The organism is Chryseobacterium lathyri, assembly GCF_030812195.1.
GTDB lineage: Bacteria > Bacteroidota > Bacteroidia > Flavobacteriales > Weeksellaceae > Chryseobacterium > Chryseobacterium lathyri_A.
In genome coordinates, this window is sequence record NZ_JAUSSF010000001.1 from 2,062,702 (window position 1) to 2,077,816 (window position 15,115).

Sequence of the window (15,115 nt, forward strand, 5' to 3'; positions counted from 1 at the left end):
CATGATTAATTTTAACTGATTTTGATATTTTCAATAAAAGACTGCTCTTCTGAGCAGTCTCTACATCTTATTTAAACTTCCGGTCTTCTTCTTTGATGATTACATCATTAATGCTTGCATATCTTTTCTGCATAAGGCCATTTTCATCAAACTCCCAGTTTTCATTTCCGTATGCTCTGAACCAGCTTCCCTCTTGGTTTTGGTATTCATATTCGAAACGGACGGCAATACGGTTGTCTGTATGAGCCCAATATTCTTTCTTAAGCCTGTAGTTAAGTTCTCTTTCCCATTTTTTCTGTAGAAAAGCAACGATTTCCTCCCTTCCGTTAATGAAAGTGTCCCTATTTCTCCATTCACTGTCTGGAGTATAAGCTTTAGATACTTTTTCCGGGTTCTGGCTGTTCCAGGCATCTTCTGCCATCTGTATTTTTTCTATTGCCGTTTCAAGGGTAAAAGGCGGAAGCGGGTGTTTCTGTTCCATATTTTAAGAAATTAAGTTGTTGACTATTTTTTTTGTTTTTTCTATTAATTCATTGGATTTAAAAAGCTGACTTTCTATAATGCAACTTTCAAACAGTAAATAGATATGGTCTGAAAGAGTATCATTCTTCAACAATTCTGTGAAATATTTTCTAAGTTCTGTTTTATGATGCTGGATGACATTTAAAATTTTAGCATTATCCATAGGAATTTCTGACAGAATGTTCAGGAAACTACAGCCCTGGAAGTTTTCTTCCTGATTCATATGGATCAGGAAATCAAAAGAACTCAGGATTTTCACTTTCAAATTTTCTTCCTGTTCACAAAAATGATTCAATTTATTAAACCAGTATTGGTGTCGTACATTAAGATATTCGATGCACAGGTCATCTTTAGACTTGAAATACTGGTAAAAACTTGCTTTGGCTACTTTAGCTTCGGAAATAATCTGATTAATGCCTGTAGAATTATATCCCTGTTTACCAAATAAGGTAGAAGCTGTTTCGAGAATCCTTTCTTTTGCAGATGCCATAGATTACAATTTTATAAAACAAATATACAATAAAAATTACAAAAAAGACAGACTGGTCTGTTTGTTTTTTATGAAAAGAAACTTTATAAATTGAATTTGCGTTGTGATTAAAATTAAATACAAGGATGAACAAAGATTTTTTAAAATATTTAGCTGATTTTTAGAAATAAATAAGGGCATCTCACTCAGAAGGGAATATATAAGGAAGTATAAAAAAAGCTCCTGAAGGTAGACTTTCAGGAGCTTTTATATGATAAGGAATTTCTATTGTTTATTCTTCTTCCAGTTTTTCTTTTTCATCTTCTTTCTTTTCAGGGAAAAGAACAGAAATAAGAACGGAAAGTACCAATACTCCTCCAACAATTCCCAATGAAATTGGAGACGGAATATGAATCCAAGGAGCAATCAGCATTTTTACCCCGATAAATGCCAGGATAATGGCCAGCCCGTACGGAAGCTTGCTGAACATATAGATAAAGTTCGCCAACAGGAAATATAGGGATCTCAATCCTAAGATTGCGAAAATATTGGATGTATACAGGATGAAAGGGTCATTTGAGATCGCAAAGATTGCCGGAATAGAGTCTACCGCGAAAAGAACGTCAGTAAATTCAATTACTCCCACCACTACTAAAAGCGGTGTTGCCATCTTGATTCCGTTCTGAATGGTGAAGAATTTATCTCCATCATAATTATCGGAAACCTTCCAGAAACTTTTGATCAGTCTTGCACCAGCTGTATTGCTGTAATCTTCATCATCTTCACCATCTCCTTCACCCCAGGATTTGATCCCGGCATACACAAGGAAAAGACCGAAGAGGGTCATTACTATATTGATTTTCACCGCTTCTCCGAAAATATTCATTTCAGGAAGATACGTCAGGTTAATAAGTCCTACTCCTGCAAAGATAAATATCGCTCTGAATATCAATGCTCCAATAATTCCCCAGAAGAGAACTTTGTGATGGAGGTATTTCGGGACTTTAAAGAATCCGAAAACAAGGATGAATACGAATAAATTATCCACAGAAAGAGCCTTTTCAATCCAGTAGGCGGCCTGATACTGTGTAAATTTCTCTACGGCCACGGCATGGCTTTCAGGAGTTCCGTCTGTATTGAAAACCCAATACACTACTCCGGAAAATATCATGGATAATGAAATCCATACGATAGACCAGATGGTAGCTTCTTTGGATGATACTTCATGGCTTTTTTTGTTGAATACTCCTAAATCCAGGAGCAGCATGATAACGACCGTTACCGCAAATCCCCACACCAAGCCCGGGTGCAATTCTAAAATACTTTGTTGTTCCACTTCAGTTTATGTTATTATATGATAAAAGCAATAGATGTACAGTATGCACAAATATTGCTAATTTTTAAAGTTTTTATTTTGATATCGATAGATAAAATAAGTTTGGGCTAAAGCCTGTAAAATTATTCATTTTTTTGAATGTACCTCAGTCCATTCTTATTGAATATCTATTCGTTACAAATAATTGGCCTGAACCGTCTGAATCGTCTGCTCCAGTTTTCTGTCCGAGGTAGGATCTCCAATCGCATTGAACTTCCATTCACCGTTTCTTTTGTAGAAAACACCCATTACCATGGCAACATGCCCTTTGAATGACGCATCATTGGCGATATCATATTTAGCAAACACCTCTCTTACATTGGTAGGAGTTCCTTCATAGATACGGATAGAAGCAAAAGGAATCGTTCCGAAATCCTGTCCCTGGTAGCTGTTCAGTACCAGTGCAACGTGTTCTACATTCGGCTCCAGCTGGCTGAAGTCTATCGTAATCACTTCATTGTCCAGCCCATCATCTCCGTTTACGTCACCGGTAAGGTCGTCCCCACTATGTTTTACGGAACCGTTTCTTGATTTCAGGTTTCCGAAATAGATTACTTCTGTAAGCGTTTTGTTTGAATCAAATAAAATACAGCTTCCGTCTAAGTCTACTGCTTCCTTTTTTGTTCCGAAAAGTCCTTTTTTCTCAATTGCTCCCCAGTTGATTCCCACGCAGGCTTGGGTAAGCTCGGCACCGTTTTCCTTTTTTAGGTTGATTCTTTGACCTTTTTGTAAGTTAATAGCCATTTTTTTATGGTTTAGTATTGTTATTTTATTGTTGGGCGAAATAAGAAATTTTTCTTTTCGCTTTAATTATTATTCAAATTCAGATTAAGCATTGCACGGAGAATATTCGTTTCTTCATCAAAATCAAATATTTTACTCATAATATCTATATTTTCCAGGTTTTTGAGATAATCCCTCAGCACATTTTCCACTTCTGCAGGAAGCATTCGCTTTCTTTCATTAATGGAATTTTCCAATAGTTCATTTTTATTTTTCAGCTGATTGATGATCGTAGTCTGGTTTGACTGGTTCTCGGAAATATCAAGTTTTTCCAGATCACCGTCAAACAGGTAGAGTTTTTTTTCATCAATGCCAAAAATAAAATAATCATCTGACTGAAATATCCTGAAGAGCTCATACTCATAAGTCCCGATCAGATAACCGCAGACAAAGCGCACCTTAAAGCCCTGGATATTCAGTCTTCCCAAAAGTTTCCTTTCTATCGTATAATCTTTATACTGATAAGCAGGAAAAGGCAGGGATTTCAGCTGTTTTTCATCTGCATTAGCCCTGTAGAACTCTTGCCCGTATCTTTTATGGAAATACAGAACCTTGTTCCAGTCTGCCGTAAAGATATTTTCGGTAAGATCTTTATAGAGCGTTTTCAGATGCTGGGAAAATACACCGCTGTATATTTTCCGCTCGGTCTGAAAACTGTCTCCACGCCTTTCTTCAAAACTTTCAATATATTTATTATTGACGTCAATTTCATTAATCACGGCCAGCATATCATTTTCCTTCTGCCTTTTGATCTTGGTGAGAAGTTCTATGAGACTGTCGGTATACTGCAAGTGAAAAAGTTCCAGCTTCTTATAGTCTAAGGTCTTATTTTCCTGAAATAAATTGTGTATAATATCTGTTTTGATGTAAATAGATATGATATCAATATGTTCAAAAAAATTAGCAAGAAGTTTAAGCTTTGTTAATCTTCTTTTACTCTGAGACATTATGGTTGCTGCATCATCCCCCACCTTGGTATCCTAGTTATTAACCTCTTACGTTTGCTTTTAATTCATGTTCCAGTGTCTGAAGATCCTGATCCAGTTTTCTTCTGCCTTCAGCACCCTGTTTTTGGATCTGTTTCACTTCATTCAATGTGTTGATCAACATTGATGTTGTTTCTCTCAATGTTTCTACAGATACAATGGTCTGCTCATTGGCTCTCGCTACATTCACTGAATTCTGACCGAGACGTTCTGCATTTTTCTTCAGGATCGCTTCCGTAGTGGAAGATACTTTCTGCTGGATTTCGATATTCTGCTGCTGTCTGTACATCGCTACAGCCAGTGAAAGCTGGTTTTTCCAAACCGGAAGGGTTGTAGTAAGAATCGTCTGTGCCTTTTCAGCAATAGACACATTGTTATTCTGTACCAGTCTGATCTGTGGAAGTGACTGCATCATGATAATACGCACCACTTTAAGATCAGCCATTCTCCTGTCTAATCTCGCAATAAAATCTCTCTTGTCAGCGATCTGGTAATCCTGGTAACTTTGCGGGTCGGCTTCCATTTGGGCCAGTTCTCCTGCAGCTCTTTCCATTCTTACATTTCCTGCGATCACAAGTTCTTCGATCTGCTTGATGGAATTTACATTGCTCTCAAAGATCGTCTGAAGTACAGCATTGTCTTTGGTAGATGTGATAATTCCTGCGTTTACTTTATGAGCAATCTGTTCAATATTGTTGATGATCTTGTCATATTTCGCAAACAAATTTTCTACCTGAGAAATAACCTTTTTCATGAAAGGGATCTTACTTAGGAAGCTTTTCACCTTATTCTGCTGAAGTTCATCAACATCCACGTAGTTAAGTTCCACCAATAGATCATTGATAAGCACCCCCACTTCTCCTGAGTTGGATCTTCTTACATTTCCCAAGAAGCTGTCACTCTGGTTGGATAACGTTTTCTGAAGCTCTGCTCCATAATTCACGATGGAACTTGGATTGGTCTCATCGATGGAATTGGCAAGAACCTCATATTTCTGACGTTCTTCTACCTGCAGCTGATTCAGATTTACATTTCCTTCTTTGTCCACAAGAACCGCCGGTGCATTATTTTGTGCAGGCTGGCTCGGTGGAGCCATCGGTGTAGGTTCAAATGTTTTAAGAGGCTCAATAGACCCCATTGGATCTATTGGCTGATTGTCCTGATTGTCCATAATTACTTTTGATAAATTGATACGAATTTGTCAAGGCCGTCTCTCTGACCTGCCCCAACAGCTTCAAATTTCCATTCTCCGTTTCTGTTGTAGATTCTTCCGAATTCTACCGCAGTTTCAATAGAGAAATCTTCATCTAATTCATATTTCAGAATTTCTTCGTTCGTATCTGTATTGAAAATTCTGATGAAGGAATTTCTTACCTGTCCGAAGTTCTGCTTTCTTGCATCAGCATCATGGATCGTAACCACTACTGTAATTTCCTGAATTGCTGAATCTATTTTTGTAAGATCTATTTTGATCTGCTCATCATCTCCTGAACCTTCTCCTGTAAGGTTATCTCCTGTGTGGATTACAGATTTGTCCGGAGATTCTAAATTATTATAGAAAATAAAGTGATTATCTGATACTAATTTTTTGTCCTCGCCCAATAAAAATAAAGAGGCATCAAGGTCAAAACCTGTCCCTGTAGAAGTATTATTGATATCCCATCCTAAACCTACAGTGAATTTAGGTGCGTTAATGTTTTCTCTCTGTCCTTTTTGTAAGTTAATAGCCATAATATAGTTCCGTTTGTGTTAAAGTATTGATATTATTTTCGTATTCTTTTATTAAATGATAATTATTGCTGATGGCCAGCTCCAGAAGCAGGTCTATCTGCTTCTTTTTTACTTTAGACGTAAGATAGTCAAAATTACTTGAATCCAAGCCTAAAATATATTTTACGATCCTTGTATTAAATTCAAAACTTGGCTTTGCCATTACTTCTGCAACGTGTTTTACATTTTTCACTGCATAATAATTAAAGAAGTTCTCAATGGTCGGATCAACGTCAAAATTCATCAGTTCCGCATAATAGAGGAACATAAAATCTGCTTCCACATTATATTCATTCAAAATCCTGTTCACCGTATATTCATGGCTTCCCGTAATTTTTATATCGTCTATAAAAATACAAAGTTTTCCACGTAAAAAATCTTTATCAATATAATAAGTATCATTGGCAATCAGATTTTTCCGGTCCTCAAAATTAAGGTTCCCATAATCCGTAATATAAGTGTGGTTGCGGTTGATCTTTGATAAAATACTGGATTTCATTCCTTTCTGAAACAGGTACAGATCCAGATGCTTTTTAAAGAAAAAACATAAAAAATTAGAGGCCGTAGGAATAGCCATATACGGACTTGGAAGAACCACGATCTCTTTTTCTGTGTTTAAAAGTTCCGCATGCTCTGCGATAAATCCGTTGAATAATTCTTTAGCAAACTTTTCAGCATACGACTTATCGCCATACTTGAAATAGCTGTATTCTGCGGGTGAAAAAGTGAATTCATCCGCCGAATGAATGTGGTGTAAGCTGTATCTTTTATTCATATTAATTTAGTATTTAAGTAGGTGTGCACTGAAACCAAAGTCTTTTGCCCCTTTAAAATCGGCTACCGGATTGTCTCCTATATGCAAGATACGATGCATAGGAAGGGCCCGGTTTTTAATATTGTTTCTCACTTCCTGAAAAATAAGAGGGTTCGGTTTGGAAATATTGATCTCATCTGAATAAATGTGAAAGTCTATATACTGGTCCAGCTCTTCTTGAATCAAAAATTTTCTCATTGTTCTTCCTTTGATAAATCCTGTATTGCTCAGAATATTTACAGTTTTTCCTTGATTTTTTATCTGATCAAAAAAATCTTTTATATTTTCGAAAATAACAACAGGCTTATATTCCAGAAAAAGCTCTTCACTCTTCAGATAAAAGCTGTTCAATATTTCGTTATCTAATTGTTTTACATCTACATCCAGTGAACCCAGAATGAGTAAATACATTTCAAAAGTATCAATATTCCCACCTGTCACCTCATTAATCGTATTGCACAGGTCATCATAATATTTTACTGTTTTCGCAACTTTCTCAACAGGTTTGTCAATGTCAAAAAACGAGGTGAACAGCTCAACTCTTTTTGTTTTAAATTCAGGGTGAGATTTGATTAAAGTGAGCCACAGGTCAAAAGAAAAATGACAGTGGTTGTGTATGTCGATATCCGTTTTCAATAGTTTTAAGTTAAAAGTTTTATTTAGCTCTCTTGAAAAAGATTTATAATTGTTTAATCATCAACAAGTGTTTAACTGGTATTCTTTCCAAAGATAAAATTTTTATCATAAAAGCATGACGTACTTCTCTGTTTTAAGAAATTTTTATGAATTTTTGCCTAATTTTCTACTGATTACAGTTTGGCTTAACAATTTGTTTAAATTCATTTAGCAAAGATTTTTCTAAAAAATTTTGGACAATAAAAAAAATTATCTAATTTCGCAACCGATTAAAAATCAAAAATGTCAACAAAAATGATAAATATAATAACTTTAAGTAACCCTGTGAGAGCTGTGTACTCTGGCAGCACTAAATATTTATCTGAATAGTTCCTAGATCTTTTATTACTCAAAATATATTGAAGACCTCTCTATTCAGATGGGTCTTTTTTGCTGCCTTATTTTCAGACTCAAATGAGGAGAATACTTACCTGTATTCTCAAAATCAACAATTTAAATTCAGCAAAATGAAATATAACACAAGAAATATAGGAATCATAGCACACGTAGATGCAGGAAAAACCACTTTAACAGAAAGGCTTCTTTATTACACCGGCCTCATTCATAAGATCGGAAACGTAGACGATGGGAATACAACCATGGATAAAGACATCCAGGAAAAAAACAGAGGAATCACCATTTCATCCGCAGCAGTTTCAACACAGTGGAAAAAAAGAGAAACGGTTTATAACATCAATATCATTGATACGCCCGGACACATCGATTTCGCAGTAGAAGTAGAACGTTCTTTGAGAGTTCTGGATAGCGTTGTTGCTGTTTTCTGTGCCTCTTCAGGTGTCCAGCCACAAACTGAAAATGTATGGTTCCAGGCTGAGAAACATGGAATTTCAAAGATATGCTTCATCAATAAAATGGACAGGATTGGAGCCGATTTCTTTGCCGTTCTTAAGGAAATTGAAACGAAACTTAATGCAGTTCCTATGGCACTTCAGATCCCAATGGGGGCTGAGGACCAATTCGAAGGAGTGATTGATTTAATAAGACAGAAAGCTTTATACTGGATGGATGAAAATGGGGAAACCATTATCGAGAAGGAAATTCCTGAGGATTACAGAGAAGATGCTGACCAATACAGGATGAAATTAATGGAAACGCTCGCCGAATATGATGAAATATTCTTTGAGATTTTCATGGATCCTGACAACAGAATTACCGAGGTAATGATTACTGAAGCTTTACAGAAAATTTGCAGATCAGGTGTTGCTGTTCCGGTTTTATGTGGTTCTGCCTTTAAAAATAAAGGAGTACAACCTCTTTTGGATGCGATAGTCACTTATTTTCCGGCACCGGATCAGCTTCCTGCCGTTCTGGGAAAAGATCCTAAAACAGAAGATGCTATAGAATTGGTAAGACATGAAGCAGAATCGTTTTCGGGTCTTGTCTTTAAAGTTGTGATCGATAAACATATGGGTAGACTTGCGATGCTCCGCTTGTATTCTGGAAAGATAAAATCCGGTGATACGGTTCTGAATGTAAGAACAGGTGAAAGTTTCAGGATATCGAGGATTCTAAAGATGCAGTCTGACAAAACATTATCAATAGAGGAAGGAAAAGCAGGTGATATTGTAGCTTTAACGGGAATAAAGGATGCCAAAACCGGAGATTCTTTATCAGCAGTTGAAAAATCTGTACTTCTAGAAGCCATCACAATTCCTGCTCCTGTAATCCGGGTTTCCATAGAACCTAAAACGAATAGTGATGAGAAATCTTTCGGTTTGGTTCTGGCTAAGATCCAGGAAGAGGATCCTTCATTAGTAGTGGAAAGAGACCGGCAGACCGGGGAAACTTTATTGAGTGGCCTGGGCGAACTTCACCTTGAGGTCACTCTGGAGAAAATCCGTCTGAATCATGGTATAGAAGTCAATCAGGGGAAACCTAAAGTGTCTTACCGTGAGATTTTAACGGAAACCAGAACGCACAGGGAAAAGCTTTCGAAGCAGAATGGCGGAAGCGGACAGTTCGCTGATATCACTTTTGAAATCGGACCAAGAGAAAATAATGAACCTGGATTGGAGTTCATCAATATGATCAAAGGAGGTGTTATTCCTGGTGAATTTATTCCTTCCGTAGAAAAAGGTTTCAGGGAAGCCATGGAAAACGGACCATTGAAAGGTTATCCTTTGGAAAGTATGAAGATCAGACTTCTGGACGGTTCTTTCCATGCTCAGGATTCTGCCGCATTTGATTTTGAAAATGCTGCGAGAGACGGATTCAGAGCAGCTGCCTTATCATGCAGTCCAAAACTTCTGGAACCTGTCATGCAAGTTGAGATCCAAAGTATCGAGGAATACACGGGTGCTGTAACTGCAGATATCAACCGGAGAAGGGGAATTATTTCGTCCATTGATGAAAGGTCAGGAAGAAAAATTTTTACAGCGGAAGTTCCGTTGGCTTCCACTTTTGGATATATTTCCGATCTGAGAACGTTGACGAGCGGAAGAGCTGCAATCAGCATGAAATTGTCGCACTACGCTTTGGTGCCTGATTTCATTGCGAATATATTAATAACCTAAAAAAACGAGGGCTGTAAAGTAATTTTACAGTCCTTGTTTGGTTATTATTGTGTGAAATGTGAATAGTTAATTGTTAAATTTTTGTGTTCCAGCAGATTTCTCAGATTATACGAATTTTTGATTCTGCCCTATTTTAAAATTTTTATTCTAAAAAATCGTTTTTTAATTTCTCACAAATTGCGCAACTTTCACAGATTTTTAAATCTTTTAATATGAAAATCTTTCAATTTCCAATCTCCTACTTCTCTGGCATTACTTTATACGTTGGATCTTCCTGGATATTAACTTCAATTACTGCTTCGGCATTTTTCAGCATTTTATGGCAGTCCTCACTGAGGTGGCGCAGACAGAGTTTTTTGTTTTGCTGGCTATAGCGTTTAGACAGCTTATCCAAAGCATCAATGGCACTCATATCAACGATGCGGCTTTCCTTGAAGTCTACTACAACTTCGTCAGGATCATCCATCAGATCAAATTTATCCATGAACGCCGTTACTGATCCGAAAAATAAAGGCCCATATATTTCATAATGTTTCACGCCATTTTCATCGATGGATTTTCTTGCACGGATCCTTTTTGCATTATCCCATGCAAAAACCAGAGCTGCTATCACAACACCTACCAGAACAGCGAGGGCAAGGTTATGAAGGATAATGGTAATTAGGGCTACTGTAATTCCGACAAAAATATCAGACTTCGGCATTTTGTTGACTATACGGATGGACACCCACTGAAATGTACTTATAGCGACCATCATCATAACGCCAACCAGCGCAGCCATTGGAATTTTTTCAATAAATGGCGCTCCGAATAAGATAATAATAAGAATCATAACAGACGCAATAATCCCTGATAATCTGGCCCTTGAACCGGCATTGAGATTCACCAACGTCTGTGCTACCATGGCACAGCCTCCCATTCCTCCGAAAAAACCATTCGTGATATTGGCAATTCCCTGCGCTATTGATTCTTTATTGGCATTTCCTTTTGAGTTGGTGATTTCATCTACCATGGAAAGTGTCAAAAGAGATTCGATAAGACCTACTCCTGCCATCACCAAAGCATACGGAAATATAATCTGCAGCGTTTCTAAAGTAAAAGGAATCTGAGGAATCTGGAAGCTTGGAAGATTTCCGCTGATGTGGGCAATGTCTTCCACTGTTTTTGTAGGAATATCAAAACTTAAAACCACCGCAAAAACTACAATAATTGCCACTAAAGATGCAGGAACAGCTTTTGTGACCTTAGGAAAAAAGTATACAATAGCGATTGTAAGGGCTGTCAGCCCTGCCATAATATATAAAGGCATTCCCTGAAGCCAGCCGGAAGCTCCTGTGCTGTCCGTTATTTTAAACTGTTCTATCTGAGCCATAAAAATAATGACCGCAAGACCATTCAAAAAGCCATACATAACAGGCTGCGGAATAAGTCTTACAAATTTCCCAAGCTTAAAAACTCCGACAAGCATCTGGAAAATTCCTGCAAGGGCAACAGCGGCAAAAAGATATTCTATTCCATGAGATTTTATCAGAGCAATCAATACAACAATAGTAGCTCCGGCACCCCCCGAAACCATTCCGGGACGGCCTCCTAAAATTGCGGTGATGAGTCCCATCATAAAGGCAGCATAAAGCCCGGTAAGCGGAGACAATCCTGCCAGGATCGCAAATGAAAGCGATTCGGGAATCATAGTCATAGCCACTGTAAAACCAGCCAGAAGCTCGTTTTTGTAATTTATCTTTTTTGAGAAATCGAATAAGCTTATTGTATTTTTCATTGAACTGCAAAGGTATATACTTGAAAGATGGGATGCAATTACTATGTTTGATCTTTTTAATTAAAATAATTCACATACTCATATAGTTAATTTGTTAATTTTATTTAAAATTCATTCTGAAAGAGATTTTTTATGCATTTTTGAGAATTAGGTTCTATTTTTTCTTTAAATTTGAAAACTAACAGGCAAATCATTCACTATAAATAACATTTTACAGAGAGTATGATCTGCCGACACTAAGGTCAATAGTTAAAAATATTACGAAACTGTATGAAAAGTTATAATGGCGTATTCCTACAGAACCATGGAAAAGGCATTGTAAATCAATTAATTAGGAATAAAAACATTCTTAAGGTACAGATAGCCTGAAAACAATATCAACTGGTCATCCCTCGGACTGCCGACTGCACATAACCATGGTATGGTACTGAGCTTAAATTTCTTTTTGTTACCGCTGAGATTTTCTCGGCGTACCTGCTGCAGCCATTCATCAGAATGTAATATATTTCTATTTCCTTTAACTCATGAATTTAACAAAAAACAATACGTAATAAATGTTATATAAAGAGATTCATATAGGAAAGTTTATCAAGGAGATGGTTGATGAAAATGAGGTATCCCTGGAAAGGATCTGCAATTTTCTCAATAAGGATGTTCAATTTATTGAAAATGTATACCAAAGCAGATCCATAGATACGGATTTACTTTTGAGATGGAGCAAGCTTCTGGAATATGATTTTTTCAGACTTTACAGTTCCCATCTTATCCTTTATGCACCTCCATCTGCGGTGAACAAGAATCATAAGAAATCTGACAAGATTCCTTATTTCAGGAAAAATATTTATACCCAAGAGATCAAAGATTTTATTATGAAAAGGATTTTATCCGGTGAAATGACTTATGGTGAAGTCATCAAAGAATATTCTATTCCTAAAAGCACACTTCACCGATGGCTTCAAAAGAATAATGACAATACTAACGGATAAACAGAATTCTTTATGCGCCCTAATTACAAAAAGATATATTATGATATGCTGAGGCTGGAACATCCGGAAAAGCTGAAAGACCCAAAGATCAAAGAACTCCTGGGAAAACTGAATACCACGGAAGATGTATTAAAATTCAACGAAAAGATTTTTGAACAGTCGAAAGAGAGCCAGATCAACAATCAAAAGCTTAAAACCTATGATAAAGAAACGATGTTTAAGCTTTTACAATATCAGAATAAGCATGGTTTTTCTACCAGCTATATGTCCCGGAAATATAAGATCAGCAGAACAACAATCATGAACTGGAAGAAAGCTTTCGAAGAAGAAATAGAAGAAAAAATTAATGCCGGCAAATAATCCACCGGCATTTTTGTAAAAGGTTCCTTTACGACACTTTTATATGTGATGAGCGAAGTTACGGCACTTGCTTATTTTTTAATTTAGAAACAGGCTAAGCAACACCCTATCGAGCTTTAACAATATCCTTTCTTTTAAATAAAATTTTTCTATCACTCAATTCAAATAAAGGCATCACAAAACTTACATTGTTGGAGGCGCATTCTCTAGCTTTGTGAAATAATAAAGCAGATCATGATCAAAGGATTATATGAAACCCATATTCAGGTAAGCAATTTAGAAAATTCCATCACATTTTATACTGAAGTTTTAGGATTAAAACTGGCACATAGGGATGAAACACGTCCCATTGCATTTTTGTGGATCGGTGAGGGTAAAGAATTCATGCTGGGATTGTGGGAGCAGAAAGAAAACCTTCAGCCAAGACATTTTGCCTTTTCCAGCAGTAAGGAAGATATTTTAAATCATTCTGCAGATTTTCTGAAGAAAAAGGATCTGAAGCCTTATAATTTTCTAAGAGATGGCAAAGATGAACCTATGGTCTTCGCATGGATGCCTGCACTTGCAATTTATTTTAATGATCCGGACGGTAATCAGCTTGAATTTATCTCGGTTCTTGAAGGTGAGGGAAGGCCGGAATTGGGTGTTCTTTCCTATGAAGAATGGATGAAAATTCATTAATAAAAAGGACAGACTTGTTTTCCGAAGCTGTCCTTTTAGTTAATTGCATATTAATTTCTTCACGGCAAGAACGTGTTTACATGGTCCTCTTTCGCCCTGATATTTACTGAACCATTCGCAGGTACACCGTTCTTTATCATGGTCTATGATCACAGTATGATGTACGCCCGTTCCTTCCACTCTGGCCTCGGTTCTGGCCGAATTTTTATTTAAAATCTCCACTTTTCCTTCTGCAATGAGCTTTTCTGCATTTTTCATCCGTGGATTTAAGCCTATGATCCTGCTGGGCTTAAATGGCAGCCTTCGATAAAAAAATCCGTTATCATCCAGATCATAACCCAGAAGTCCCATAGCAGCCAACCTTCCTGTAAGATTGTCTGTTTTCTTCAGACTTATATTTTCATCCAAAGCAAATGCTGAAGGATTAAAAAACTGATTGGCATAGGCGTATTTATCCATCGCATCAATCCATTCATCAGAAATATCACCGATCAGGCTGTCCAATACTGCTCCTTCCCCAGAAAATCCACGCCAGGTTTCTCTGGACAATGAAAGGCTGAACCTTATATTTCCCATATAAAGCTGCCATGTGGTAGACTGCATATCAGCATGTGGAAATACCTGCATCTGATCGATATAAGGAAGAAGAGGTTCCAGCAGGCGTAATCTGTGAAGCCCGCCGACACAAACAGCATCGGCTGATTTTACCGGTGAAAACATGGGCTTATTTCCCCTGATGATCAGGTAATAATCTGATTTTACAGATCCTTTAGGTATTCCTCTGAAGAGCTGCTGGGTCTGGATTTTATTAAAACAGTGAAGCTTTTCCGATTCGGACAGATAGATCTGAACGGTGCTCAATCCTTTGATCCATTTTACAGGCAACGGAACTTTTCGTTCGATCATTTTTTCTTCTTCTTTGTAAAGCCCCACTTCTTTTCCCCCTATGGAAAGCATTATTTTTTCATTGGGGCGGATACTTCCCAGCGCAGTAATCATCGGCTGGTTAAAATCTACATTGGTGGTTCCGTTTTCCAGAAACTCGCCATGCAGGCCATCCGGCAGCACATCAATCCTGGCGTAGACTCCTGCACAATGTGAAAATCCTTCAAAGCGCAGTCTGCTGTTTCCGGCAGTAATGATAGGATCTTTAAGCAAAGCCATCTGAAATGGTGACATGTTAAAGCTTGATTTCACAATATTGGAAAGTGTAATCAGGCATCTTGCCAGTATAAAGGGCTGGCTCACATCTCCCCAGAAAAAGCAGGGAGCATCTGTATTCTTTTGAATTTCACTGTACTTCGACAGAAATAATTCTTCAGATACGTCTTTTTTTATCAGAGCTGATGGTCTCTGATAGTTGTAAATTAGCATATCTTCCAT

The 15,115-nt window shown here is 37.2% G+C and carries 15 protein-coding genes; 4 read left to right on the plus strand and 11 right to left on the minus strand.

Features of this window, described 5'->3' with window-relative positions; genetic code table 11:
* Positions 1 to 67: 67 nt before the first annotated feature.
* The 9 genes from J2T03_RS09295 to J2T03_RS09335 all read right to left on the minus strand — a co-directional run bounded on the left by J2T03_RS09295 (position 68) and on the right by J2T03_RS09335 (position 7,355).
* Positions 68 to 481, minus strand: a complete 414-nt coding sequence (locus tag J2T03_RS09295) for a nuclear transport factor 2 family protein (protein ID WP_306846156.1) — start codon at positions 479 to 481, stop codon at positions 68 to 70.
* A gap of 3 nt (positions 482 to 484) precedes the next feature.
* Positions 485 to 1,012, minus strand: a complete 528-nt coding sequence (locus J2T03_RS09300; protein WP_307210856.1) for a TetR/AcrR family transcriptional regulator — start codon at positions 1,010 to 1,012, stop codon at positions 485 to 487.
* A 271-nt stretch (positions 1,013 to 1,283) separates the two neighbouring features.
* A complete protein-coding gene (locus tag J2T03_RS09305; RefSeq protein ID WP_307210858.1) occupies positions 1,284 to 2,327 on the minus strand; it encodes a TerC/Alx family metal homeostasis membrane protein in 1,044 nt (347 codons plus the stop codon).
* 174 nt (positions 2,328 to 2,501) lie between these two features.
* Entirely contained in the window at positions 2,502 to 3,110 is a 609-nt protein-coding gene (locus J2T03_RS09310) for a TerD family protein (protein WP_276734628.1), read from the minus strand.
* 62 nt (positions 3,111 to 3,172) lie between these two features.
* Entirely contained in the window at positions 3,173 to 4,096 is a 924-nt protein-coding gene (locus J2T03_RS09315; RefSeq protein WP_306846153.1) for a hypothetical protein, read from the minus strand.
* A 40-nt stretch (positions 4,097 to 4,136) separates the two neighbouring features.
* A complete protein-coding gene (locus J2T03_RS09320; RefSeq protein ID WP_307210860.1) occupies positions 4,137 to 5,306 on the minus strand; it encodes a toxic anion resistance protein in 1,170 nt (389 codons plus the stop codon).
* A 2-nt stretch (positions 5,307 to 5,308) separates the two neighbouring features.
* Positions 5,309 to 5,866 carry a TerD family protein gene (locus J2T03_RS09325; protein WP_073331796.1) on the minus strand — a complete coding sequence of 186 codons (558 nt, stop codon included), beginning with the start codon at positions 5,864 to 5,866 and terminating at the stop codon, positions 5,309 to 5,311.
* Positions 5,856 to 6,680, minus strand: a complete 825-nt coding sequence (locus J2T03_RS09330; RefSeq protein ID WP_307210862.1) for a phosphoribosyltransferase family protein — start codon at positions 6,678 to 6,680, stop codon at positions 5,856 to 5,858. The genes J2T03_RS09325 and J2T03_RS09330 overlap by 11 nt, the downstream gene beginning before the upstream one ends.
* Before the next feature lie 6 nt (positions 6,681 to 6,686).
* The gene (locus tag J2T03_RS09335; protein WP_307210864.1) at positions 6,687 to 7,355 is read right to left on the minus strand and encodes an HAD family hydrolase; all 669 of its coding nucleotides are present in this window, start codon (positions 7,353 to 7,355) and stop codon (positions 6,687 to 6,689) included.
* Between the two features lie 506 nt (positions 7,356 to 7,861).
* Between J2T03_RS09335 and fusA the strand changes: the two genes are divergently transcribed.
* Entirely contained in the window at positions 7,862 to 9,928 is a 2,067-nt protein-coding gene (gene fusA, locus J2T03_RS09340; RefSeq protein WP_307210866.1) for an elongation factor G, read from the plus strand.
* A 238-nt stretch (positions 9,929 to 10,166) separates the two neighbouring features.
* On the opposite strand, the gene J2T03_RS09345 is transcribed toward fusA, so the two are convergent.
* Positions 10,167 to 11,705, minus strand: a complete 1,539-nt coding sequence (locus J2T03_RS09345; protein ID WP_307210867.1) for a SulP family inorganic anion transporter — start codon at positions 11,703 to 11,705, stop codon at positions 10,167 to 10,169.
* 554 nt (positions 11,706 to 12,259) lie between these two features.
* On the opposite strand from J2T03_RS09345, the gene J2T03_RS09350 reads away from it, so the two are divergent.
* From J2T03_RS09350 to J2T03_RS09360, 3 genes are all read left to right on the plus strand, one after another.
* Complete coding sequence (locus J2T03_RS09350; RefSeq protein ID WP_306846147.1) at positions 12,260 to 12,691, plus strand: transposase; 432 nt, start codon at positions 12,260 to 12,262, stop codon at positions 12,689 to 12,691.
* Positions 12,692 to 12,703: 12 nt separating this feature from the next.
* A complete protein-coding gene (locus tag J2T03_RS09355) occupies positions 12,704 to 13,051 on the plus strand; it encodes a helix-turn-helix domain-containing protein (protein ID WP_306846146.1) in 348 nt (115 codons plus the stop codon).
* Between the two features lie 234 nt (positions 13,052 to 13,285).
* Complete coding sequence (locus J2T03_RS09360; protein WP_307210869.1) at positions 13,286 to 13,732, plus strand: VOC family protein; 447 nt, start codon at positions 13,286 to 13,288, stop codon at positions 13,730 to 13,732.
* Positions 13,733 to 13,771: 39 nt separating this feature from the next.
* Here J2T03_RS09360 and J2T03_RS09365 read toward each other — a convergent pair whose 3' ends face one another.
* A complete protein-coding gene (locus J2T03_RS09365; protein ID WP_307210871.1) occupies positions 13,772 to 15,115 on the minus strand; it encodes an SWIM zinc finger family protein in 1,344 nt (447 codons plus the stop codon).